Below are 23,158 nucleotides of genomic sequence, written 5' to 3' on the forward strand. Positions count from 1 at the left end.
TGCGTCCTGCGAATCAGTCGGCGGAGGCGGGTTCGAGGTCCTGCCGACCCTCTGGCCCCGTGGGTGTGGACCCCCTGGCCGCATGGTCGTGGCCCCCTGAACCCGTGGGCTCAAGGGGCCCGTCGGCTCAGTACGGGTCGTAGCCGTCGTCGTCCGGCTCGTATCCGTCCCGGGTCCCTTCCCTGCCCGCGCTGTAGCAGTCACGCGCGTCGCCCTTCACCGGGCGCTTCTCCAGGATCTCCTTCGCCCGCGCCTCTCCCCAGCTGGTCGCGTACCAGGGGGTGTCGGCGTCGAGGACGTCGTTCTGGATGATCCGCAGCGCACAGGAGCGTTCCGGTTCGGGCAGTCGGTCCAGGGCAGGTACGGCGTCGGCGGACAGGTCCTTGACGTAGTCGATGTCGATGGCGGTCGACCGGCTGTCCTCGAAGCGCTGGACGTTCTGCTCGGCGATCAATCCGTCCGGTGAGAGCAGCCCGAAGGCCAGGACGCCGGCCGCCGCGCTCACCGCGATGGCCCGGGGCAGGAACCGGGCCCCGAAGACGCCTGCCGCCAGGATGAGGACCAGCACCACCCCGAGCCAGAGCTCCATCGCGGCCACGGATATCCGGAGCCTGGTCAGGCCGTACTCGTCGACGTACAGGTCCATGCGGCGCAGCGCGGAGGCGACCACGACGAGGGTGAGCACGCAGAGGGGGCCGAGGACCGACCGCACCAGGGTGCGGTCCCCGGTGCCGCCGCGCGGTGCCCAGCGCAGGGCCAGGGCGATCACGAGAAGGGTGAGCAGCGTGGCCCACAACAGCTGCCAGAAGCCCTGGCGGGCGTACTCGGCGTGGTTGAGCCCCGTCACGTCCCGCACCTTGTCGTAACCGCCGAAGAGCACGACGAGCTGGAGGGTGATGAACGCGGCGAAGAGCAGGTTGAGGACGATCAGCGGAAGGGCCCATTCGGCCCGTCCCCGGGGTTTGCCGGGCCGTACGGTGATCCCGTCCCAGCGCACCGGGGCGGCCGCGGCGTGCGCGGCGGCGAGTGCGCCGGCCAGCCCGAGGGCGAAGAGGAAGATCCGCCACGGCCCCTCGCCGACCGAGGCGTCGGGCATGAGGCTGCCCAGCAGTTCGGCGAACGCGGCGTCCGCGCTGGCGAAGAGGGTTCCGAACACCACCAGCAGCACGAGGGCCACCACCGTGGTGCGCAGGGCGGCGCCCCAGCGCGCCCGGGACCCGTCAGCCCGTGCGCGAACCCCCCGCACGCCCCAGATGATGCCGGGGACGACCGAGTCGAACAGCCCCAGCGAGCCGATCAGCACCCCCAGCCAGCTGCGGCTGCCGTGCAGCGCGAGCGAGCCGAGCGCGAAGGCGGACACCACGGCGAGGAAGGTGGGCCAGCCCGCGTCCCGGAGTGCCGGCACCGCGAGCAGCGCGAGTCCTCCCACCGCCCAGGTCGCGGTCCAGGGGCGTAGCCGGCGGCCTGCCGCCCGGGCGGCGAAGAACGCGGCCAGGGCGGCGGGCACGGCCACGATCAGGAGGTTCACCCCGAGTCCGTCGCCCAGGAAGAGCGCGCTCAGGAGGGCGGTGGCCAGGACCGCGCCGAGCACAGCGGGGCGGATCAGGGGCGGTGCGGGGGGTCGGAGCCGGGCCGTCACACCATCGTCCTTGGCAGCGGGTGCCCCGGCTCCGTACTGCCAGGGGCTGCCCGTCGGCCCGTTCGCTCCAGCCGCCTGGGCCCGTTGGCGCGGGTCGCCGGAGACCTGCGCCGGGGCGGGATCCCACACCGCGGAGGGCGGCGCGGCATCGGCGGCCTGCGCACCGGCGGACCTCGCCGCGGTCGGATCCGGTTGATTCGCTGTCGGTGCGCCTGCGGCCTCGGAGGCCGCAGGCGGTTCCGGTGGCCGGGGCGCGCCGGCTTCCTTCGGATTCTCGGGCGGTCTGGACGCCTCGGACGGCTGATCGGACATGGGACCCCTCCCCCACCGGGTCCACGCGCGGCCCTGGGCCGTACGCCTGTCCCGGCGTCTCATTCGGCGCACGCCCTCAAGATCAATGAGGGGCGGCGTGGCCGAAAGATTAGTCCCGAACTCTCGTTCGCAGACACGCAGAGTGATCCTGTGGCAGGACCGTGACAGAGGGCCGCAGCACCGTTCAGGGGCGGTCGGCGGTGAGACGGGACGGTTGCGGAGCGGTCAGCGCGGGAGCGGCGTCAGCCACGCCGGGGGTTCCTCCGTCTGTGCCAGCCAGTCGGCCGGGGGCGCTCCGGCCTCGCCCGACGCGACGACACCGCCGACGATGGCGCACGTCGTGTCGACGTCACCGCCGACCTGGGCCGTGCCCCAGAAGGCCTGCTCGTAGTCCCCGAGGCTCCTCGCGGCCGACCAGAGCGCGAACGGCACGGTGTCGTGGGCGCTGGTCCGGCGGCCGTTGCCGAGGACCGCCGCGACCGTCCCGGCGTCCCGGTAGTCCAGCATGTCGCGGGCCCGGCGCAGCCCCGCGCCGACGGCGCTGCGGGGCACGAGCGCGATGACACCGTCGAGGAGATCCTCCGGGCTCGGCGGCCCGCCGGGGGCGGCGGCGAGCGACGCGGCGGCGGCCACGGCCATGGCGCCGACGACGGCCTCGCGGTGCTGGTGCGTGGTGTACGAGGAGATCTCCGCCTGGTGCGTGGCCTGTTCCGGATCGTCCGCGTACCAGGCGCCGAGCGGGGCGATACGCATTGCCGAACCGTTGCCCCAGGAGCCCTGGCCCTGGAACAGCGCCGAAGACAGCTCCCGCCAGTCGCCGCCCTCCCGCACGAGCCTGAGGAGCCGGTTGACGGCGGGACCGTAGCCCCGGTCGAAGTCGTGGTGCTCGGCGAAGGAGCGGGCGAGCGCGTCCTGGTCGACGCGGCCGTGCGCGGTGAGCACGGCCAGGACCGAGCAGGCCATCTCGGTGTCGTCGGTCCACTGCCAGGGCCCGGGCGGCAGGGCCCGCTGTTTCAGCAGGGGATAGTTGGCCGGAACGAAGAACTGGGAGCCCAGGGCGTCTCCCACGGACAGCCCACGCAGGCTGGCCAGGGCGCGTTCGAGGCGCCGCGCGGAAGCAGAATCAGCGGTCATCGCCCTGCCACTCTATCCGGTGCGGCCGTACGGCTCAGGGGTCCGCCAGCTCTGGAAGGGCCGGTCGAGGGTGTAGCGGCCGTTCTCACCCAGCAGCAGGGTCCGGGTCTCGCCGTTGCCCGGGTTGGACAGCGACTCGAACTCCGCGACCGACCAGTGAAACCAGCGCATGCAGAACAGCCGCATCGTCAGCCCATGGGTGACCAGCAGGACGTTCTCCGGGTGGTCCGGCTCCTCGAAGCTCCGGTGCAGGCTCTCCAGGAACGCCCCGACCCGGTCGTAGACGTCGGCGCCGGACTCGCCCTGGGCGAAACGGTAGAAGAAGTGCCCGTAGGCGTCCCGGTAGGCCTTCTGCAGCCGTACGTCGTCCCGGTCCTGCCAGTTGCCCCAGTCCTGCTCGCGCAGCCGGGGCTCCTCACGGACACGGACGCGTTCCGGGTCGAGGCCGAAGGCCCGGAACGTCTCGTGGGTGCGGCGGTACGGCGAGATGTAGACGCTCACCCGTTCCTCGCCGAACAGCCGGCGCAGCCCCTCCCCGGTCTCCCGGGCCTGCCGCAGACCCATGGGGGTGAGCCGGAGCGCGTGGTCGGGCTCCCGCTCGTACACCGTGTCGTCGGCGTTGCCCTCGGACTCGCCGTGCCGGACGAGGACAATGCGCTGCGGTCGTGCCATGCCCCGACCATAGATCGGGCCGGGCCGGCACGAGTGGTCGGGGCCCGCGGAGCGCGGACGCGGACCGGGTCACACCGTCCAGGACGGTTCCAGCTCCACGACGTCTCCCGTCAGGGCGATCACGTCCGTCTCGGTCTGTGCGCGGGCCGCCAGCCGCTCGGCCCCCGCCGCGCGGTACTTGCCGCGCTCGGCGCTCGACTTCCACAGGGACAGCGCCAGGAACTCGTTCCCGGGCGCCTCGCCGAACACGCCGCGCACCATGCCGGGCGATCCGGCCATGGCGGGGTTCCACACCTGCTGCTGCATCAGCACGAAGTGCTCGGCGCGCTCCTCGTGCACCCTGCTGTGCGCGACCCTGACGACGTCCGCCTCCGCGAAGTGGGGCTCGAAGCCCGTCTTCACGTCGAAGCGGCGCTCGAAGAGCGTGACCTGCATGTCGCGGAACATGCCGGACTGCCCGGCCGCCAGCCGGTCGTGCCCGCGGGCCATGAAGGAGTCGTAGAAGACGCGGTTCTCCCAGAACGCGAAGACGTGGGCGACGTCGGGGCGCGTTCGGCTCCACCCGCCGCTCTGTCCTTGGAACCCCGGCTCGCCGAGCAGCCCCGCCCACTTCCGCTGTCCCCGCTCGAAACCATGACGGTCCACCACGGAGCAGCGAATCCACTTCACCAGCACCGCGCCATCGTACGGCGCGGAACGTGGCACGCGTCACGGTCCCGGGGAGTGCGCCCCGGCCGGCCGTTGCGCCCGCGCACCCGGGGCGCGGGGGGCCCAAGGAGGCCGCAACACCCGTGCCGGGGCCGGGCAGTGGCCCGAATCCGCCGCCCGTGGCCGGGGCAGTTGGTTCCGCGGCCGGTTCCGTACATGATCGGGTGAATCGTGAATCAGGTGATGGGAACGGTCCATGGGCCGTCGGCCGGGAGGGAAGTCCCTTGAGCACTCCGAACAAGGACATCGAAAAGGTCGAGGTGCGGGTCAAATGGGACCCCAGTGGGCACGGGGCGGCCGCCAACGACCTCGACATCATCGCGGCGACCTACCCGGCCGGCGAGCCGTACGGCGCCCCCGCCTATCTGGTGCACTTCGACAGCCGCTCGCCGGACGGCACCATCACGCTGAACCGGGACAGCCGGACCGGCCAGGGTTTCGGCTTCGACGAGGTCATGACCATCGAGCTCAACCGGCTGGCCGAGGCGTACGGGCGGGTGGTGGTCGGTGTCGCCATCCAGCAGCGCGACGGTCACAAGACCTTCGGCGACATAGGGAACACGGCGATGGAGATCCGCGAGGGCTACACCAGCCTGACCGAGAGCGACTTCTCCGACGTGGCGTGGGCGACCGCGGCGGTCGTCGGGGAGTTCACCCGGGACGGCTCGGGGCTCTGGGGGTTCCGGTCGGCCGTACGCGGCTTCGACGGCGACCCCGACGCGTTCGCCGCTGTGATGGGAAGCCGGGCCGCCGAAGGGTGACGTCGCTCAGTTCCGGCCAACCCGGCGCGGGCGACGGCGACCCGCCGAAAGGGGCCGGAGACATGCCGAAGGGGACCGGCCGATGGCCGGTCCCCTTCGTGAACAGCGGGTCAGCCGCGCGTCGGCGCGGTTCCGCGTCCGGTCAGCTGCAGCCGCTCGTCGAGCCGCAGCCCTCGCAGATGTAGCAGGAGCCGGCGCGCTGCATCTTCGTACCGCAGGAGAAGCAGAGCGGGGCGTCGGCGCTGATGCCGAGCTGCATCTCGACCAGTTCGGCCGAGGTGTGCGCCGTCTTCGGTGCGGGCTTCACGGCGGACTCCTCGGGAGCCGCCACCACCTTCAGAGGCTCGGCGCGGACCGGCGCGGACTGGGCCAGGCTGTCCGCGTCCAGGCCGTCCGCCTCGAACGACGGCTCGTAGCTGCCGGTGTCCAGGTGACGCTGGCGCTCGTCGGCGGAGTGGATGCCGAGTGCCGAGCGGGTCTCGAAGGGCAGGAAGTCGAGCGCCAGGCGACGGAAGATGTAGTCGACGATCGACTGCGCCATCCGCACGTCCGGGTCGTCCGTCATACCGGCCGGCTCGAAGCGCATGTTGGTGAACTTCGAGACGTACGTCTCCAGCGGGACGCCGTACTGCAGACCGACCGAGACGGCGATGGAGAAGGCGTCCATCATGCCCGCGAGGGTCGAACCCTGCTTGGACATCTTCAGGAAGACCTCGCCGAGACCGTCGTCCGGGTAGGAGTTGGCGGTCATGTAGCCCTCGGCGCCACCCACCGTGAAGGAGGTGGTGATGCCGGGACGGCCCTTCGGGAGGCGCTTGCGGACCGGGCGGTACTCGACGACCTTCTCGACCGCCGTGCGGATGGTCTCCTCCGCCTTCGCGGTGACCTCTTCCTTCTCCTTGTCCTTCGTCTTGGCGGAGAGGGGCTGGCCGACCTTGCAGTTGTCGCGGTAGATCGCGAGCGCCTTGACGCCCAGCTTCCACGCCTCGAAGTAGACCTCCTCGACGTCCTCGACGGTGGCCGTCTCGGGGAGGTTCACCGTCTTGGAGAGCGCGCCGGAGATCCACGGCTGGATGGCCGCCATCATCCGTACGTGGCCCATCGCGGAGATGGAGCGCTCGCCCATCGCGCAGTCGAAGACGCTGTAGTGCTCGGTCTTCAGGCCGGGGGCGTCGACCACGTTGCCGTTCTCGGCGATGTGGGCGACGATCGCCTCGATCTGCTCAGGCTGGTAGCCGAGGCGGCGCAGCGCCTGCGGCACGGTGCCGTTGACGATCTGCATCGAGCCGCCGCCGACCAGCTTCTTGAACTTGACCAGGGCGAGGTCGGGCTCCAGACCGGTGGTGTCGCAGGACATCGCGAGACCGATGGTGCCGGTGGGCGCGATGACCGAGGCCTGCGCGTTGCGGAAGCCGTTCTTCGCTCCGAGCCGGATCACGTCCTGCCAGGCCTCCGTCGCGGCGGCCCAGACCGGCGAGTCGAGGTCATCGACGTGGACGGCCTTGGCGTTGGCGTCGGAGTGCTGCTTCATGACGCGCTGGTGCGGCTCGGCGTTACGGGCGTAGCCGTCGTACGGGCCGACGACCGCGGCCAGTTCGGCGGAGCGGCGGTAGGAGGTGCCGGTCATCAGCGAGGTGATGGCGCCGGCCAGCGCGCGGCCGCCGTCGCTGTCGTACGCGTGACCGGTCGCCATCAGCAGGGCGCCGAGGTTGGCGTAGCCGATGCCCAGCTGACGGTAGGCGCGGGTGTTCTCGCCGATCTTCTGCGTGGGGAAGTCCGCGAAGCAGATCGAGATGTCCATCGCGGTGATGACCAGCTCGACGACCTTGGCGAAGCGCTCGGCCTCGAAGGACTGGTGACCCAGGCCGTCGTCCTTGAGGAACTTCATCAGGTTCAGCGAGGCGAGGTTGCACGAGGTGTTGTCCAGGTGCATGTACTCGCTGCACGGGTTCGAGCCGTTGATCCGGCCGGACTCCGGGCAGGTGTGCCAGGCGTTGATGGTGTCGTCGTACTGGATGCCCGGGTCGGCGCACGCCCAGGCGGCCTCGGCCATCTTGCGGAAGAGAGACTTGGCCTCGACCTCTTCGATGACGTCGCCGGTCATCCGGGCGCGCAGCCCGAACTTGCCGCCCGCCTCGACGGCCTTCATGAACTCGTCGTTCACCCGGACCGAGTTGTTGGCGTTCTGGTACTGGACGGACGTGATGTCGTCGCCGCCCAGGTCCATGTCGAAGCCCGCGTCGCGGAGGGCGCGGATCTTCTCCTCCTCCTTGACCTTGGTCTCGATGAAGTCCTCGATGTCGGGGTGGTCGACGTCGAGGATGACCATCTTGGCCGCGCGGCGGGTGGCGCCGCCCGACTTGATCGTTCCGGCGGACGCGTCGGCGCCGCGCATGAACGAGACCGGGCCGGAGGCGTTGCCGCCGGAGGAGAGGAGCTCCTTGGAGGAGCGGATACGGGAGAGGTTCAGGCCGGCGCCGGAGCCGCCCTTGAAGATCATGCCCTCTTCCTTGTACCAGTCGAGGATCGACTCCATGGAGTCGTCGACGGCCAGGATGAAGCAGGCGGAGACCTGCTGCGGCTGGGGCGTGCCGACGTTGAACCAGACCGGGGAGTTGAAGCTGAAGACCTGGTGCAGGAGGGCGTACGCCAGCTCGTGCTCGAAGATCTCCGCGTCCGCGGGAGAGGCGAAGTAGCTGTTGTCCTCGCCGGCCTTCCGGTACGTCCGCACGATCCGGTCGATCAGCTGCTTGAGGCCGGTCTCGCGCTGCGGCGTGCCGACGGCCCCGCGGAAGTACTTGCTGGTGACGATGTTGACCGCGTTCACCGACCAGAAGTCGGGGAACTCGACGCCACGCTGCTCGAAGTTGATCGAGCCGTCGCGCCAATTGGTCATGACGACGTCACGGCGCTCCCACGCCACCTCGTCGTACGGGTGCACGCCGGGGTTGGTGTGGATGCGCTCGATACGCAGACCCTTGCTCGCCTTGGCGCCCTTGGTGCGGGAACCTCGTGCCGGGCCGCTCGCCGTCTCTGTCATGCCGCCTCCCATATGTGGGCGAAAACGCCCTGAAGTGCCCAGATCTTCCCAGGCACAATGTGTGTCCGATGCTCCGGAAGCCGGACTCGGCAGCCGGAAGCACATCTCATGTCGCCCTGCCGCCGGTCCGCAGTCATTACGTCTGCGGGCACGGGCGTCCCGGGCGGGTACCGCTCAGTCGGCGGCAATGGCGGGCGCGGGGACCTCAAGGGTCTCTCCGCTCCCGCGGTCCTCTGCGGAAGGCCGCTGCGTACGCAGTTCCACGATGGCGGCCTCGAAGTCTTCCAGGGAATCGAACGCCCGGTAGACGGACGCGAAGCGCAGGTACGCGACGAGGTCGAGTTCCTGCAGCGGGCCGAGGATGGCCAGTCCCACGTCGTGGGTGGTCAGCTCGGCACTGCCGGTGGCGCGCACCGCCTCCTCGACCCGCTGGCCGAGCTTGGCGAGGGCGTCCTCCGTGACGGGTCGCCCCTGGCATGCCTTGCGGACGCCGGAGATGACCTTGGTGCGGCTGAAGGGCTCGGTCACGCCGCTGCGCTTGACCACCATCAGCGAGCAGGTCTCCACCGTGGTGAAACGGCGGGAACAGTCGGGGCACTGCCGACGGCGACGGATCGACGTCCCGTCGTCGGTGGTGCGACTGTCGACGACCCTGCTGTCGGGGTGCCTGCAGAAGGGGCAGTGCATGGCTCCCAACCCTCCCTCGCACGCACGACTGAATAGCCTCTTCAGGCCCTTGTCCGGGCCCTTGGAAGCAGTCCCCAGCATAGGCGATGACCACGGTGCGGTTGAACCGCGACCACAACTTCTGGGCGACTGGAGCAATCCAACCACTAGATCTAGGGTTGAGTCGCGTTTTCGGCCCCATCGCGTGTCGCGCGTCGGACCTCGCGCGGAGGCCGCCCGGGGGGAGCGTGGGCCAGAGAAGAGGGTACGGGAGACGCGGGACCGCCGAGCCGCCGGGGCTCCGGCGCGCGGGCCCGGGTGAAAGACTTGGCCGGGCACCGCGACGGGCCTCCGCGAAGCGTTCGCGCGGCCTCTATTCTGTTGCTCATACACCTGTCGGTAGCGGTGCCGCACCCCTTTATTCGTTTTTCACTCGAACGTGTGTTTGGCGCAACCTTTCGAAAGCTACTACCGTTGTCCAGCTAGGGAGAACATTCGAGAGGGGCCGACGTGACCACCACCGCAGACAGTGCCACCATCACCGCCCGGGATCACCGCTCCCAGAGCCGAGTTGAGCCGGTGCATGCAATGAATGACTCAGTCACGAACACGGACGGGCCCGAGCCCGCACGCCCGGGACGTTCCATGCCCGGCAGGCCCCCCGGTATCCGGGCGGACAGCTCGGGGCTCACGGACCGGCAACGGCGGGTCATCGAGGTCATCCGCGACTCCGTGCAGCGGCGGGGATACCCACCCTCCATGCGGGAGATCGGCCAGGCGGTGGGCCTGTCCAGCACCTCGTCCGTCGCCCATCAGCTGATGGCGCTGGAGCGCAAGGGCTTCCTCCGCCGGGACCCGCACCGGCCCCGCGCCTACGAGGTGCGCGGATCGGACCAGCCCAGCACCCAGCCGACCGACACGACGGGCAAGCCCGCCGCGTCCTACGTGCCGCTGGTGGGCCGGATCGCCGCCGGTGGCCCGATCCTCGCGGAGGAGTCCGTCGAGGACGTCTTCCCGCTCCCCCGCCAGCTCGTCGGCGACGGTGAGCTGTTCGTCCTGAAGGTCGTCGGCGACTCGATGATCGAGGCCGCGATCTGTGACGGCGACTGGGTCACCGTCCGCCGCCAGCCCGTCGCGGAGAACGGGGACATCGTCGCCGCCATGCTCGACGGCGAGGCGACGGTCAAGCGCTTCCGCCGCGAGGACGGTCACGTATGGCTGCTCCCTCACAACGCCGCGTACCAGCCGATCCCCGGCGACGAGGCCACCATCCTGGGCAAGGTGGTGGCGGTGCTGCGCCGGGTCTGAGGAAAGCGTCGGTCACGGCTGCCCGCCCCGGGATCCCTACCTAGGACGTCGATCACGACGTCGGTCCCGGGGCTTTGCCTTGCCCGGCCGCCCGGAGTCGGGAGGCCGGGCGAGTCACCGGCGGATCACGCCCCGTCCGCCTTGGCCTGTGCGTCGATGGCGGCCAGTGAGCGGCGCGCCTGGTTCCGGTCGGTGGTGTACCAGAAGTCCGGCAGCGAGGCGCGCAGATAGCTTCCGTACCGTGCGTTCGCGAGCCTCGGGTCCAGCACGGCGACGACACCCTTGTCGCCCGTGGCCCGGACCAGTCGGCCGGCGCCCTGGGCCATCAGCAGCGCGGCGTGCGTCGCCGCCACCGCCATGAAGCCGTTGCCGCCCGCCTCCTCGACCGCCTTCTGCCGTGCGCTCATCAGCGGATCGTCGGGCCGGGGGAACGGAATCCGGTCCATGACCACCAGCTGACAGCTGGCTCCTGGGACGTCCACGCCCTGCCAGAGCGACAGCGTGCCGAAGAGGCAGGTCTCCGGGTCGGCGGCGAAGTTCTTGATCAGCTCGCCGAGCGTCTCCTCGCCCTGGAGCAGGATCGGCCTGTCCATCCGCCCCCGCAGCTCCTCGGCCGCCGCCTTGGCTCCCCGCATGGAGGAGAACAGCCCCAGCGTGCGGCCGCCGGCCGCCTCCACCAGCTCGGCGAGCTCGTCCAGCATGTCCGTACGCGATCCCTCGCGCCCCGGAGTGTTCAGATGCCGGGCGACGTAGAGGATGCCCTGCTTCGGGTAGTCGAACGGGGAGCCGACGTCCAGCCCCTTCCACTGGGGGACGTCCTCCCCCGCCGTGCCCTCGGGGGCCAGCCCGAGGGACGCGCCCACCCCGTTGAAATCTCCGCCGAGCTTGAGGGTGGCCGAGGTCAGCACCACGGATCGCTCGGCGAAGAGCTTCTCGCGCAGCAGCCCGGAGACGGAGAGCGGGGCGACCCGGACGGAGGCTCCGAACCGGTCGTGCTGCTCGTACCAGACGACGTCGTACTCGGAGCCCTGGGTGATGCGCTCGGCGACGCCGTGGATCGACTCGACCGAGGCCAGGGCCTGCTTGCGGACGGCGTTCTCGTCCTCGACCGACTTGTCCCGGGTGGCGCCGATGGCGGAGATCACCGTGCGTGCCGCGTCGCGCAGCGCCATCAGCGCGTACCCGAGGTCCTCGGGCACCTCCTCCAGGCGCCCCGGGAGCGCCAGCTCCATCACTCGTTCGAAGCCCTCGGCGGCGGTCTGGAGGGCGTCGGCGGCCTTCTCGTTGACCAGCTTCGCCGCCCGGCGGACCGCGCGGTTGACCTGGGCGGGGGTGAGCTCGCCGGTGGCGACGCCGGTGACCCGGGAGACCAGCTCATGGGCCTCGTCGACGATCAGCACCTCGTGCGACGGCAGCACCGGCGCGCCCTCGATGGCGTCGATCGCGAGCAGCGCGTGGTTGGTGACGACCACGTCCGCGAGCTTCGCGCGCTCGCGGGCCGCCTCCGCGAAGCACTCCGCGCCGTACGCGCACTTCGTCGCGCCCAGACACTCGCGCGAGGAGACCGAGATCTGCGCCCAGGCCCGGTCCGATACGCCGGGGGTCAGATCGTCCCGGTCGCCCGTCTCCGTCTCGTCCGACCAGTCCCGCAGTCGCATCAGGTCCTGGCCGAGCTTGCTGGACGGGGCCGCCGCCTCGAACTGGTCGAACAGCCCCTCCTCCTCGTCCTGCGGAACCCCTTCGTGGAGCCGGTGCAGGCACAGGTAGTTCGACCGGCCCTTGAGCATGGCGAACTGCGGGCGGCGGCGCAGCAGCGGATGCAGGGACTCGACCGTACGCGGCAGGTCCCGCTCCACCAGCTGCCGCTGGAGGGCGAGGGTCGCCGTGGCCACGACGACCCGCTCCCCGTGCGCCAGGGCCGGCACCAGATAGCCGAGCGACTTGCCCGTACCGGTGCCGGCCTGGACGAGCAGGTGGGATTGGTCGTCGACGGCCTCGGCGACGGCCTGGGCCATGGTGACCTGGCCGGGCCTTTCCGTACCGCCGACGGCGGTGACGGCGGCGTGCAGGAGCTCGGGGAGGGATGGCTTCGTCATAGCCCGACCACCCTACGGCGCGCCACTGACAACAGCGATCACTCCCGGACGCGGGCGGAGGGGTGCAACGGGTTGGGGACCGTGCCGTGGATCGCCGCGTGCGGCCGGCTGGCACGGTCCCGGTAGCCGTCGACGAGCAGGCGGTTGCGGTTCAGGCAGAGGCGCTCGATCTCGGGGGTGAGCATGTCGAACAGCTCGAACCTCTCCCTCAGCTCCGGGAAACGGGCGTGGTGGCGGACTATCTCCGCCCGGACGAGTGACCAGAACGCGTCCTCGGAGACGCCGAGCTGCTCCTCGCACAGGGGGGACAGATAGCGGAAGACGCCCACGAAGAGGCCGGAGTGGATGAACTGGGTGAGGAACGACGGCTCCTCGGTGAGGAGGACCGCGCGCACCTCGTCGGGCATGGTGGCGTGCTCCGGCAGCGGGTGGGCGCTGACGTTGACGTCGTCGACGAAGTCCTTGATGGCGAGCCGTACGGGCACGTCGTTCTCGTCGAACACGACGATGGCGTTCTCGCCGTGCGGGGAGAAGACGGTGCCGTAGCGGTAGAGGAAGTGCAGCAGGGGCGGCAGGAGCGCGGCGAAGAGCCGCTTCAGCCAGGCGTCCGGGGAGAGGCCGGAGCGCTCGACCAGCTCCGCGGTGAACGCACGGCCCGCCGGATCCGTATGGAGGAGGGAGGCGAGCGTGCGGGCCTTCTCGCCCGGGGCGAGGCAGGGCGGCAGGGGCTCCCGCCAGATCGCGCCGAGGATCTCCTTGTACTGGTAGGGCGCTTCGGGGAGGTGGTCGTACAGCGGGTGCTCGACGGCGACGGAGGCGACTTCGCCGAGGAGGACGACCCGGCAGGTGTCGCGCAGGAACGGGTCGTCCTCGCACAGCCCCTGGACCCAGGCGGTGACCGCGGGGGCCGCGAGGGTCCGCTCGGTCGGCAGGCCGCGCCAGACCAGGGTGTTGAGGATGGAGAGCGGGAGCTTCACGGTGTGCCGCTCGGGCCGTTCCACATTCGCGAACGTGCGGATGGACTGCTGCGGGAGGCGGGCGTCCCCGTCGGTGTGCAGGGCCACGATGTCGCCGTCGGCGATGGCCGGGGCGAAGAGTGGCACGATCCACTCGTCCCACTGCCAGGGGTGTACGGGGAGGTAGAGGTAGTCCCGCGGGTCGTGCCCCCGGGCCCGCAGCACCTCGGCGAAGGCGTCCCGGACGTCGTGGTCGAGCTCGCCGGCGTACAGCTGCTCGGGGGTGCCGACGCGGCCCACGCCCCGGTACTGCGCGATACGGGTGCTGACCGCGATCCACGGCAGCCGGAGCGGGCTGCGGGTCTCGGGGGTGAAGCGGGCGGCGTCGGCGGCGGAGAAGCCGAGCCGCCCCTTGCTCGCCACCAGCCAGGGGTGGCCGGTCTGATGCCCTTCCAGCTCCGCGTAGTCGAGCGCGGCGAGCCGGTCCGCGGTGAGCGCGGTGTGGTCGAGCCGGGCGTCGGCGGACAGGGTCAGGGTCAGCTCGCGGATGAGGTGGCCCAGCGTCGTGCCGTCGAGTCCGAGGAGGACCCGGGCGCGGGTGAGGAACGTCAGCGGGTCGCGGAACGGCCGGGGGCCGCCGGCCGAGCCGTTGGACTGCGCCTCGGCGGTCGCGGCGACGGGTGAGCCGTTGGCGTGGGCGGCCGGCGGTCCCGTCGTGACCTCGATCGAGTCGGGGTCGACGCGCCAGCTGCCGTAGACGCCGCGCCGGGCGGCGAAGGCGAGCACTCCCCCGTCGTCAAGGGTCAGCCGGTGGCGTCCGCCGGTCCCGGGCTCCGGGACGGGCTCGATGATCTTCTCGTAGGCGAACTCGCCGAGCATCTTGGCGAGGAGCCGTGCGGCGGCCCGGTCCCAGATCTGTCGGTTCAGCTCCGGAGGGCTGAACAGCTGCGGGGACTCGGCTGATTCACGGCTCGCGGGATATATCGGCACGGGGACTCCTCCGGATGGAACCTATGAGGTTCGAGCGGTGTGGAAAGTGCGGCGAGTAAGTCACAGCTGGGCTCGGTACGTTCGGTCGCGGATCATCAGCGCGGCGTGTTTGTCGGGGAGATCCACCTCGGCGGAGAAGCGGAAACCGGCGCTGAGGAACGCGGATACGGAGGGGGTGTTGCGCAGGTCCGGCTCGGCGACGACCCGACCGCACCGCGGAAGGTTGTCCAGGACGAGGTCGGCGACGGCGCGAAGCAGGGTGGTGCCCACGCCCCGGCCGCGGTTGTTCACGCCCCCGATGAGGAGATGGAGGCCGGTGTCGTGGGGGCGGGCGGGGTAGTAGCGGGCCAGGGGGTCGAGGTCGGCGCGGTAGATCTCCCAGTAGCTCATGGGCGTGCCGTCGAGCACGCCCAGGCACGGGATGCTGCGGCCGTCCCCTTCGAGCTGGGGCCTGAGGTGGTCGGCGGTGACGGACTCGGGTCCGGCGAGCTCCCAGAACGCCGCCACGGCAGGATCGTTCATCCAGCGGCTGACGACGGCGAGATCACGCTCCGGCCGGACGGGGACGAGGGCGAACTCTCCCGCCGCCGTGGTCGCGGGCTGCCAGGCCCCGGGGTCGCCCAGCAGCTCGTGGGTGACCCGGGTCCGGGCCGCCCCGGCGCTTCGCCCCTCGGCGATCAGGGCGAGGAGTTCCTCGGTGAGCTCCAGGTCGAGGGTGTCCTCGGCCCCGAACGGTCCGCCGTCCGCGCGGCTGCCGGACCGTTCGGGGCCGGACGGTTCGGGGCCGGACCGTTCGGGCCCGGACCGTTCGGCGGAGCCGTGGTCGGCCGGTACGGCGTCGGATTCCGCTGAGGGGTCGGCGGGAGGCACGGTGGCGCTCTCCTCTCTGGACCGGGTGCGGTCGGTGGGCGTCTCCGGAAGCGGGTGCGGTCGGAGTCTGCCCGGGACAGGTGGTGCTCAGCTGTGCAGCGGGTTGGCGATGGTGACGTACACGGACTGGGTGTCGACCGGTCCGACCAGCTCGTCGAGGCCGTGGAGCCGGGTCAGCAGGTTGGCCTTGCAGCGCAGTTGGCGGTTCTCCAGGAGATACGCGGGCAGGGGTGAGCCCAGTTCCGCGGTCTCGGTGAGGAATCGGCGCAGGACGGCGAGGAGTTCCTGCTCGTCGGCCAGGCGCTGGGCGCCGAACGCCCCGATCAGGCCGAGGACGTTGTTGATGCCGAGGTAGTAGGCGAACCGCTCGTCGGTGACCGGGTCGGAGACGAAGGTGTCGCTGACGGCGCCGATGCCGGGGAGCCGCTGTTCCAGCTCGTCGCGGCGGGAGTCGCGGAAGTAGTAGCCCTGGTTGTCCCGGTAGCGGCCGCCGACGGGCCAGCCGTGCGGGTCGAGGAGGACGAGGGTGTTCTGCTGGTGGGCTTCGAGGGCGACTCCGCCGTGGGCGTCGAGCCACAGGACGGGGCGCACGACGTGGTGCAGATAGCGGCGGAACCACTCCGTGGAGACGGCGTTGGCGCCGCGGCCGGAGCGGGCGGCCAGGCCGGAGACGACCTCGGCGAGCCGGGAGCGCATGCCGGGCCGGCCGGGGCGGGGGCGCTGCGCGGTGAGTCCCGCGATGCAGGCGGCGTCGTCGCCCGGACCGAAGGGGTTGTGGCGGAGCATGACGTCGAGCCCCATGACGGGTGCGCCCTCGGGGTCGTCGACGGCGAGCCAGGCGGGGTCCCGGACGATGTCGAAGCCGGGGTGCTCCCGCTGCCAGCGCTCGGCGAGCCCGGTCGACAGGAGGCGGTGGACCTCGACGCCCCGGTGCAGCTCCTTGCGGAGGTTCTCCCGGCGTGAGTTGGTGATGCGTACGCCGAGGGAGAGCTTGAGCATCACCCGTGCGCCGGGGCGGTGCACGGTGCGGATGGAGGAGGTGGGGTGCCAGTGCTCGCCGTGGGGGCCGAGGTCGTGGAGCAGGCCGGTGTCGGCGAGGGCGCGGACCTGGGGGCGGTGGAGCAGATCGGCGGCCTGCCAGGGGTGCACGGGGACGGCGACGGTGGAGGGGGGCAGGCTCAGCCCTTCGGCGTGCGGGGCGAGCAGTTCGTCGGCGGTGGCCGGACCGCCCTCGGTCCAGGCGGAGTCGGTGGCGATCAGCGACCGGTCGACGGCGAACCAGTGGAGCGGGAAGGACCCGTGGAGCTCGGGCGAATAGCGGCGGGACTCCGACTCGGAGAGGCCTTCGCGGCTCTTGGGCGTGGGGTGGAGGGGGTGGCCGAGCAGCAGGGACTGTTCGGCGGTGAGGAAGAGGTCGGCCTCGGCGGGGTCCGCCGGGTTGCGCCGCCGCTGGTCGATGAAGCCGGCGGTGTGGCGTACGGAGTCGGCGACCCGGGCGACCAGATCGCCCGCGCCGCTCTCGCCGCCCTCACGGCCGATGAGGACGGCGACGGTGGCGGCGTCGGCGTGCGGAGCACCGGCGGGGGCGTTCTCCAGGACGGGTGCGCCGAAGCGGTGGGCCCCGGTGGCGGACCAGTAGTGGACGGGGACGAGCAGGGCGGTGCCGCTGGCGGGGAAGGCGATGCGCAGGGTGTCGCCGTCGGGGCGGGGCAGGTCGCTCTCCCGGGTCCAGCACCGCAGGAGGCTCTCCGTGCCCGCCGCGTCGGCGGCCCGCAGCGGGTCCGGGTCGTCGAGGGCGTCGGGGCTCGGGCCCTGGTCCGCCCGGGCGTGGAGGTCCGGACCGGGCGCGTACGCGGCGGGGTCGGGATCGCGCGGGGATTTCTGGCGGGGCACGGTCGTCGCCTCGACCGTGCCGGGGGCGGCCGGTCCGTCCTGCCCTCGGTGCTGGGGGGTGCCGTGGCCGTCGGCCTCGGACGCGGGGGTGGGGTTCACGGCGTTCTTCCTTGTGGGGATTCCGGGTTCAGGTGGTCGGCCCGGCGGTGGTCCGACGGTGCGGGGAGCGTGTCGCGGCTGCCAGCGCGTCGGCGAGACGGTCGACGACGGCACTCGCCTGCTCGTCGGTGAGGGTGAGGGGCGGCAGGAGGCGGACCACTGCGTCGTGGCGGCCGCCCAGTTCGACGATGAGGCCGCGCCGCAGACATTCCTGCTGGACGGCGAGGGCGAGCGCCGGGTCGGGCGGTGGGGCGGGGTGGTCGTCGCCTGCCTCGGCGGGCAGGGGGGCGCGCTCGGGATCCACCAGCTCCATGCCGATCATCAGTCCACGCCCCCGTACGTCACCGATTCCCGGGTGATGTGCCCGCAGCTCCCTCAGACGGGCGAGCATCCGGGCCCCCAGGACCGCAGCGCGCTCCGCCAGTTGGTTCTCCCTGACGTACGCGAGCGTGGCCGCGCCCGCCGCCATGGCGAGCTGGTTCCCACGAAACGTACCCGCGTGAGCACCGGGCTGCCAAAGATCCAGTTCAGCGCGGTAGACGATCACGGCGAGGGGCAGCGAACCACCGATCGCCTTGGAGAGGACCATGACGTCGGGGACGACGCCGCTGTGCTCGACGGCCCAGAAGGCGCCGGTCCTGCCGACCCCGGTCTGCACCTCGTCGGCGATGAGGGGGATGGAGCGGTCCTCGGTGATCCGGCGCATGCGGCGCAGCCAGGCGTCGGGGGCGGGGTTGACGCCGCCCTCGCCCTGGACCGGCTCCACGATCATTCCCGCGGGGGCCGGGACCCCGCCCTTGCGGTCGTCCAGCAGGTGTTCGGTCCAGCGGGCGGCGAGCGCGGCGCCGCGCGCGCCGCCGGTCCCGAACGGACAGCGGTAGTCCTGCGGGAAGGGCAGCCGGGTCACCCGTACGTCGGTGGCGCCGCCGGATGCCTCCAGGGCCCCGGCGGTCATGCCGTGGTAGGCGCCGGTGAAGGTGAGCAGGCCGGTGCGCCCGGTCGCGTGGCGGACCAGTTTGAACGCGGCCTCGACCGCGTCCGTACCGGCGGGTCCGCAGAACTGGATGCGGGCGTTGTCGGCGAACTCCCGCGGCAGGGTGGCGAACAGCTCGGTGGTGAAGGCGTCCTTGACCGGGGTGGCGAGGTCCAGCACGTGCAGGGGCGCGCCGGAGTCGATGACCTTCCGGATGGCTTCGAGCACGACGGGGTGGTTGTGCCCGAGGGCCAGCGTGCCGGCGCCCGACAGACAGTCGAGGTAGCGCCGTCCGTCCGCGCCCTCGATGGTGAGTCCGCGGGCGCGCACCGGGACGATCGGCAGGGACCGCGCGTAGGTGCGGGCCGCCGATTCGCGCAGGGTCTGGCGACGGAGGATGCCCTCGTGTGCGGAGGGCGGCGCCACCGGTGCGGGTTCGGTCACGGACACGGCTCTTGATCCTCCTGCGGTAACAGTTGCGTTGCACGTCGGTACGTTTTCGCGTGGACGCACCGAGGGCGTGAACGCTGTCCTGGTGTCCCCCGTACGTACCAACGACGCCGTCCGCGATGGATCACGGGTAAATCGGAACAGCCTCGCGGCGACGGAACCGCGGACCTGCCGCATACCGTCACCATCGGCACCGGCATAGTGGGGGCCGCACAACGGCGCGGAAGCACCTGCTCCGACGCCCGAAGTGTCCGCAATGCAGCACGAGTACCGAGTGACGAAGTCCCAGGGGGATCACGAGATGCGACCCATTCGCCCGACCGATACCGCACGGCGCGGGAGGCGCGCACGGCGCATGCCCTCCACCGCGCTCGCCGCGACCGCCGTCGCCGCCGTACTGGCTCTCACCGCCACGGCGTGCGGTCCGGAGGAGGACAACGCGGGCGGTACGCCCAGCGCCTCGGCCGACCAGTCGTCCGACGGCAAGGTCGCCATCCCGGACGACCTCAAGAACCGTCTCAAGGAGCACGGGATCGACCCCGACAAGTGGCGGGACGGGGAGTGGAAGAACTGGGACAAGGACAAGTGGCTGCGTGAGGCCAAGGACTTCGTCAACCCGATCATCGACGGTCTGTGGGATCCGGACCGGATGCGGGAGGCCGACAAGCCCCCGGAGAACCCGGTCGACGACGACATCTCGGGCGACGACGGCGTGACGGACCCGACGCCGGCTCCGGTCCAGGCCGCCGGAGTCGCGACGCCGTACCACGACAACGCCCCGGAGTCCGGGAAGCTGCTCTTCGACGGCCCGCAGGGCTCGATGGTCTGTTCCGCGACCGTGGTGAAGGACCCGGCGAACCCCGGCAAGTCCAACATGGTGTGGACCGCCGGGCACTGTGTGCACGCGGGCAAGAAGGGCGGTTGGTACCGCAACATCGCCTTCGTCCCGGCGTACAACAACGACGGCCTGTCGCTGGCCGAGCTGGAGACCGCACCCAAGGAGAAGATCGCTCCCTACGGTGTGTGGTGGGGCCAGTGGGCCCAGACCTCCGAGCAGTGGATCGCCCAGGGCGCGGCCGTCGGCGGTCAGGGCGCCCCGTACGACTTCGCGGTGCTGCACGTGACGCCGGAGAAGGGCGCGGGCGGCAAGTCGCTGGAGGAGACGGTCGGTTCGGCGCTGCCGGTCGAGTTCAACGCTCCCGCGGTGCCGGAGATCGACGCCATGACGGCCACGGGTTACCCGGCAGCGCCGCCGTTCGACGGTCAGAAGCTGCTCCAGTGCAAGGACAAGCCGGGTCGGCTCTCCGTCTTCCAGGACCAGCCCACGATGTACCGCGTCGGCTGCACGATGACCGGCGGTTCCTCCGGCGGCGGCTGGGTCGCGGCCGGGCAGGACGGCAAGCCCGCCCTGGTCTCGAACACCTCGATCGGCCCGGTCACCGCGGGCTGGCTGGCAGGGCCCCGGCTCGGCAAGGAGGCCGAGGGCATCTACCGCGCGGTGAGCGAGAAGTACGCGGGCCAGTAGGTCCCGGCTTTCGGCGACGAACCCGCCGCACGGGATCACAGAAGCACGGGATCACGGATATCGTCCGCGGCCCCCGGTACGGCAGTAGCCGGCCGGGGGCCGCGGTCGATCCGCGGCGGGCCCCGGAATCAAGCATGACAAGCGCATGACAGAATGCACGACCGCGCGCGCGTACGACCGCACGACCGCTCCGCGTTCAACCGCACGTCCGCGTCGGCGCACAACCGCACGACTCAGGTTTTCAGGGGGATCTCTTCCATGCGATCGATACGTCCGCTGCTGGCCGCGACCGGCCTCGTCGCGGCGCTCACACTGACGGCCACGGCCTGCGGGCCGGACGAGGACGCCGCCGCCGCCAAGCCGTCGGCAAGCGATCCGGCGGCGGAGAAGGACCCCGCCGCCGGACTTCCCGGTGATCTGGGCGACGCCCTGGAGAAGCACGGGGTGGACCCGGAGAAGTGGAAGGACGGGGAGTGGAAGAACTGGGACAAGGACAAGTGGCTCCGCAAGGCCGAGGACTTCGTCAACCCGGTCATCGACGGCCTGTGGCAGCCGGACCGGATGGCCGCGGCCGACGAGCCCGCCAAGACGATGGCGGCCGGTGATCTCACCGCCGGGCAGGACGTCAGCGATCCGGAGCCCGCGCCGGTGCGTGCCAAGCCGGAGAAGACGCCGTACCACCGGCACGCCGCCCCGGTCGGCAAGGTCTTCTTCGACTCCCCCGAGGGCTCCATGGTCTGTTCGGGCACGGTCGTGAAGGACCCGAAGAACCCCGGGAAGTCCAACCTCGTGTGGACCGCCGGACACTGCGTGCACGCGGGCGCGGGTGGCGGCTGGTACCGCAACATCGTCTTCGTTCCCTCGTACAACGACCAGGGCAAGAACGCGGCGCAGCTGCGGACCGCGCAGCCGCAGGAGATCGCACCCTACGGCACCTACTGGGCCGACTGGGCCGCGTCCTCCGGCGCATGGATCTCCGGCGGCGGCCCGACGGGCGGAGCGGGCGCGCCGTACGACTACGCGATCCTGCACGTGAAGCCCGAGAACGGTACGAAGTCCCTGGAGGAGACGGTGGGCAACGCGCTGCCGGTCTCCTTCGACGCTCCGGAGATCCAGCAGATCAGCGGCATGGGTGCCTGGGGCTACCCGGCCGGTCCGCCGTACGACGGTCTGCTGATGCACCAGTGCGTCGACCGGCCCGGCCGGCTCTCGATCGCCCCGGGGACCCCGACCATGTACCGGATCGGCTGCACGATGACCGGCGGTTCCTCCGGCGGCGGCTGGTTCGTCGCCGGACCGGACGGGAAGTCGACGCTGGTGTCCAACACCTCGATCGGCCCGGTCACTTCGGGCTGGCTGGCCGGCCCCCGGCTCGATGACGACGCCCGGCGCACCTTCACGATGATGAGCGACAGGTTCGCCGGCCGGTAACCCCGACCGCCGACCGTACGCCGAAGGCCCGGCCCCCTCTCCCGGAAGAGAGGGGGCCGGGCCTTCGGCTGTCGTGCGGTTCCGCGGACGTCAGTGCGCGGCGGGGACGAAGGTCCCGAGCTCCGCGGCCAGCTCCTCGTGGACCTGGGCCTTGAGCAGGGTGCCCTCGGCGGTGTGCTCCTCGGAGAGCACCTCGCCCTCGGCGTGCACCCGGGAGACCAGAGCCCCCTGGATGTACGGCACGAGCACCTCGATCTCGACGGACGGCCGGGGCAGCTCGGCGTCGATGAGCGCGAGCAGCTCGTCGATTCCGGCGCCGGTCCTGGCCGAGACCGCGATGGCGTGCTTCTCGTTGCGCAGCAGCCGCTGGAGGACCAGGGGGTCCGCCGCGTCCGCCTTGTTGATCACGACGATCTCGCGTACGTCCACCGCGCCGACGTCCCGGATCACCTCGCGCACCGCGGCGAGCTGCTCCTCCGGCACCGGGTGGGAGCCGTCCACCACGTGGAGGATGAGGTCGGACTCGCCGACCTCCTCCATGGTGGAGCGGAACGCCTCGACCAGGTGGTGCGGCAGATGCCGGACGAACCCGACGGTGTCGGCCAGGGTGTAGATGCGGCCGCTCGGCGTCTCGGCCCGGCGGACGGTCGGGTCCAGGGTGGCGAACAGGGAGTTCTCCACCAGGACACCGGCCCCGGTCAGGCGGTTGAGCAGCGAGGACTTGCCAGCGTTGGTGTATCCGGCGATGGCGACGGAGGGCACCTTGTTGCGTTTGCGCTCCTGCCGCTTGATCTCGCGGCCGGTCTTCATCTCCGCGATCTCCCGGCGCATCTTCGCCATCTTCTCGCGGATCCGTCGCCGGTCCGTCTCGATCTTGGTCTCACCGGGACCACGGGTGGCCATGCCGCCACCGCCGCTGGAACCACCGCCGCCCATCTGACGGGAGAGCGACTGACCCCAGCCGCGCAGTCGCGGCAGCATGTACTGCATCTGGGCCAGCGACACCTGCGCCTTGCCCTCACGGGACTTGGCGTGCTGGGCGAAGATGTCGAGGATCAGGGCGGTCCGGTCGACCACCTTCACCTTGACGACGTCTTCCAGGTGGATCAGCTGGCCGGGGCTCAGCTCACCGTCGCAGACGACGGTGTCGGCACCGGATTCGAGCACCATGTCCCGCAGCTCCAGCGCCTTGCCCGAGCCGATGTAGGTGGCCGGGTCCGGCTTGTCGCGCCGCTGGTACACCGCGTCCAGCACCTGGGCGCCCGCCGTCTCGGCGAGTGCGGCGAGCTCCGCGAGGGAGATCTCCGCGTCGCGCACCGTCCCCGAGGTCCAGACGCCCACCAGCACCACGCGCTCCAGGCGCAGCTGGCGGTACTCGACCTCGGTGACGTCCTCGAGCTCCGTGGAGAGACCGGCCACGCGTCGCAGCGCGGCACGCTCGGAGCGGTCCAGCTGATCGCCGTCCCGCGCTCCGTCGATCTCCTGGCTCCAGGCGACGTCCTCTTCCATCAGGGCGTCGGCCCGAAGGCTCTCGGTGAGGCTCTCGGTGGTGTTCTCCGTGGCGCTCTGCGCGTTCTGCGCGTCCTGGGGAAGGGAAGAAGAGGAGGTCATTGGATCCTTACGTCGATAGAAGTC

Annotated in this window: 16 protein-coding genes; 4 read left to right on the forward strand and 12 right to left on the reverse strand. The window is 71.3% G+C overall.

The window, feature by feature from the left end; genetic code table 11:
• Positions 1–127: 127 nt before the first annotated feature.
• The 4 genes from ACIQRW_RS06500 to ACIQRW_RS06515 all read right to left on the reverse strand — a co-directional run bounded on the left by ACIQRW_RS06500 (position 128) and on the right by ACIQRW_RS06515 (position 4,432).
• Entirely contained in the window at positions 128–1,951 is a 1,824-nt protein-coding gene (locus ACIQRW_RS06500; protein ID WP_403755238.1) for a DUF4153 domain-containing protein, read from the reverse strand.
• A gap of 225 nt (positions 1,952–2,176) precedes the next feature.
• The gene (locus ACIQRW_RS06505; RefSeq protein ID WP_403755241.1) at positions 2,177–3,085 is read right to left on the reverse strand and encodes an ADP-ribosylglycohydrolase family protein; all 909 of its coding nucleotides are present in this window, start codon (positions 3,083–3,085) and stop codon (positions 2,177–2,179) included.
• A 12-nt stretch (positions 3,086–3,097) separates the two neighbouring features.
• Positions 3,098–3,757, reverse strand: a complete 660-nt coding sequence (locus ACIQRW_RS06510; RefSeq protein WP_403755244.1) for a histidine phosphatase family protein — start codon at positions 3,755–3,757, stop codon at positions 3,098–3,100.
• 69 nt (positions 3,758–3,826) lie between these two features.
• Positions 3,827–4,432, reverse strand: coding sequence for a YdbC family protein (locus ACIQRW_RS06515; protein ID WP_403755247.1), 606 nt, complete (start codon positions 4,430–4,432; stop codon positions 3,827–3,829).
• A gap of 257 nt (positions 4,433–4,689) precedes the next feature.
• On the opposite strand from ACIQRW_RS06515, the gene ACIQRW_RS06520 reads away from it, so the two are divergent.
• Positions 4,690–5,226 (forward strand): TerD family protein, encoded by a 537-nt coding sequence (locus ACIQRW_RS06520; protein WP_403755249.1) that lies wholly within the window; start codon positions 4,690–4,692, stop codon positions 5,224–5,226.
• Positions 5,227–5,368: 142 nt separating this feature from the next.
• Here the strand turns inward: ACIQRW_RS06520 and ACIQRW_RS06525 are convergent, their stop codons facing one another.
• Together ACIQRW_RS06525 and nrdR are read right to left on the reverse strand one after the other, a co-directional pair.
• The gene (locus tag ACIQRW_RS06525) at positions 5,369–8,266 is read right to left on the reverse strand and encodes a vitamin B12-dependent ribonucleotide reductase (RefSeq protein WP_403755251.1); all 2,898 of its coding nucleotides are present in this window, start codon (positions 8,264–8,266) and stop codon (positions 5,369–5,371) included.
• A 174-nt stretch (positions 8,267–8,440) separates the two neighbouring features.
• Entirely contained in the window at positions 8,441–8,953 is a 513-nt protein-coding gene (gene nrdR / locus ACIQRW_RS06530) for a transcriptional regulator NrdR (RefSeq protein ID WP_018962021.1), read from the reverse strand.
• Positions 8,954–9,442: 489 nt separating this feature from the next.
• Between nrdR and lexA the strand changes: the two genes are divergently transcribed.
• Positions 9,443–10,240, forward strand: a complete 798-nt coding sequence (lexA, locus tag ACIQRW_RS06535) for a transcriptional repressor LexA (protein WP_403755254.1) — start codon at positions 9,443–9,445, stop codon at positions 10,238–10,240.
• 125 nt (positions 10,241–10,365) lie between these two features.
• On the opposite strand, the gene ACIQRW_RS06540 is transcribed toward lexA, so the two are convergent.
• The 5 genes from ACIQRW_RS06540 to ACIQRW_RS06560 form a co-directional block, all read right to left on the reverse strand.
• Positions 10,366–12,336, reverse strand: coding sequence for an ATP-dependent DNA helicase (locus ACIQRW_RS06540; RefSeq protein ID WP_403755257.1), 1,971 nt, complete (start codon positions 12,334–12,336; stop codon positions 10,366–10,368).
• A 38-nt stretch (positions 12,337–12,374) separates the two neighbouring features.
• On the reverse strand, positions 12,375–14,282 hold the full coding sequence (locus ACIQRW_RS06545; protein ID WP_403755260.1) for an IucA/IucC family protein: 1,908 nt from the start codon (positions 14,280–14,282) through the stop codon (positions 12,375–12,377).
• A gap of 60 nt (positions 14,283–14,342) precedes the next feature.
• Complete coding sequence (locus ACIQRW_RS06550; RefSeq protein WP_403755263.1) at positions 14,343–15,152, reverse strand: GNAT family N-acetyltransferase; 810 nt, start codon at positions 15,150–15,152, stop codon at positions 14,343–14,345.
• Positions 15,153–15,239: 87 nt separating this feature from the next.
• Positions 15,240–17,144: an IucA/IucC family protein gene (locus tag ACIQRW_RS06555; protein ID WP_403755266.1), complete on the reverse strand. Its 1,905-nt coding sequence runs from the start codon at positions 17,142–17,144 to the stop codon at positions 15,240–15,242.
• 28 nt (positions 17,145–17,172) lie between these two features.
• Positions 17,173–18,567 carry a diaminobutyrate--2-oxoglutarate transaminase family protein gene (locus tag ACIQRW_RS06560; RefSeq protein WP_403755269.1) on the reverse strand — a complete coding sequence of 465 codons (1,395 nt, stop codon included), beginning with the start codon at positions 18,565–18,567 and terminating at the stop codon, positions 17,173–17,175.
• 355 nt (positions 18,568–18,922) lie between these two features.
• Here ACIQRW_RS06560 and ACIQRW_RS06565 point away from each other — a divergent pair, with 355 nt between their 5' ends.
• Both ACIQRW_RS06565 and ACIQRW_RS06570 read left to right on the forward strand, forming a co-directional pair.
• Entirely contained in the window at positions 18,923–20,092 is a 1,170-nt protein-coding gene (locus ACIQRW_RS06565) for a trypsin-like serine peptidase (protein WP_403755272.1), read from the forward strand.
• Between the two features lie 258 nt (positions 20,093–20,350).
• Positions 20,351–21,523 carry a trypsin-like serine peptidase gene (locus ACIQRW_RS06570; RefSeq protein ID WP_403755275.1) on the forward strand — a complete coding sequence of 391 codons (1,173 nt, stop codon included), beginning with the start codon at positions 20,351–20,353 and terminating at the stop codon, positions 21,521–21,523.
• Between the two features lie 90 nt (positions 21,524–21,613).
• On the opposite strand, the gene hflX is transcribed toward ACIQRW_RS06570, so the two are convergent.
• Complete coding sequence (hflX, locus tag ACIQRW_RS06575) at positions 21,614–23,134, reverse strand: GTPase HflX (RefSeq protein ID WP_403755278.1); 1,521 nt, start codon at positions 23,132–23,134, stop codon at positions 21,614–21,616.
• Positions 23,135–23,158 lie beyond the last annotated feature (24 nt).

The organism is Streptomyces sp. NPDC091287, assembly GCF_044768525.1.
GTDB lineage: Bacteria > Actinomycetota > Actinomycetes > Streptomycetales > Streptomycetaceae > Streptomyces.

Excerpts from the sequence above, each read along its gene's own strand:
- ACIQRW_RS06540 (WP_403755257.1), bottom strand. The coding sequence starts at position 12,336 with ATGACGAAGCCATCCCTCCCCGAGCTCCTGCACGCCGCCGTCACCGCC.
- nrdR (WP_018962021.1), bottom strand. The coding sequence starts at position 8,953 with ATGCACTGCCCCTTCTGCAGGCACCCCGACAGCAGGGTCGTCGACAGT.
- ACIQRW_RS06505 (WP_403755241.1), bottom strand. The coding sequence starts at position 3,085 with ATGACCGCTGATTCTGCTTCCGCGCGGCGCCTCGAACGCGCCCTGGCC.
- ACIQRW_RS06525 (WP_403755251.1), bottom strand. The coding sequence starts at position 8,266 with ATGACAGAGACGGCGAGCGGCCCGGCACGAGGTTCCCGCACCAAGGGC.
- ACIQRW_RS06565 (WP_403755272.1), top strand. The coding sequence starts at position 18,923 with ATGCCCTCCACCGCGCTCGCCGCGACCGCCGTCGCCGCCGTACTGGCT.
- ACIQRW_RS06510 (WP_403755244.1), bottom strand. The coding sequence starts at position 3,757 with ATGGCACGACCGCAGCGCATTGTCCTCGTCCGGCACGGCGAGTCCGAG.
- ACIQRW_RS06570 (WP_403755275.1), top strand. The coding sequence starts at position 20,351 with ATGCGATCGATACGTCCGCTGCTGGCCGCGACCGGCCTCGTCGCGGCG.
- ACIQRW_RS06500 (WP_403755238.1), bottom strand. The coding sequence starts at position 1,951 with ATGTCCGATCAGCCGTCCGAGGCGTCCAGACCGCCCGAGAATCCGAAG.
- hflX (WP_403755278.1), bottom strand. The coding sequence starts at position 23,134 with ATGACCTCCTCTTCTTCCCTTCCCCAGGACGCGCAGAACGCGCAGAGC.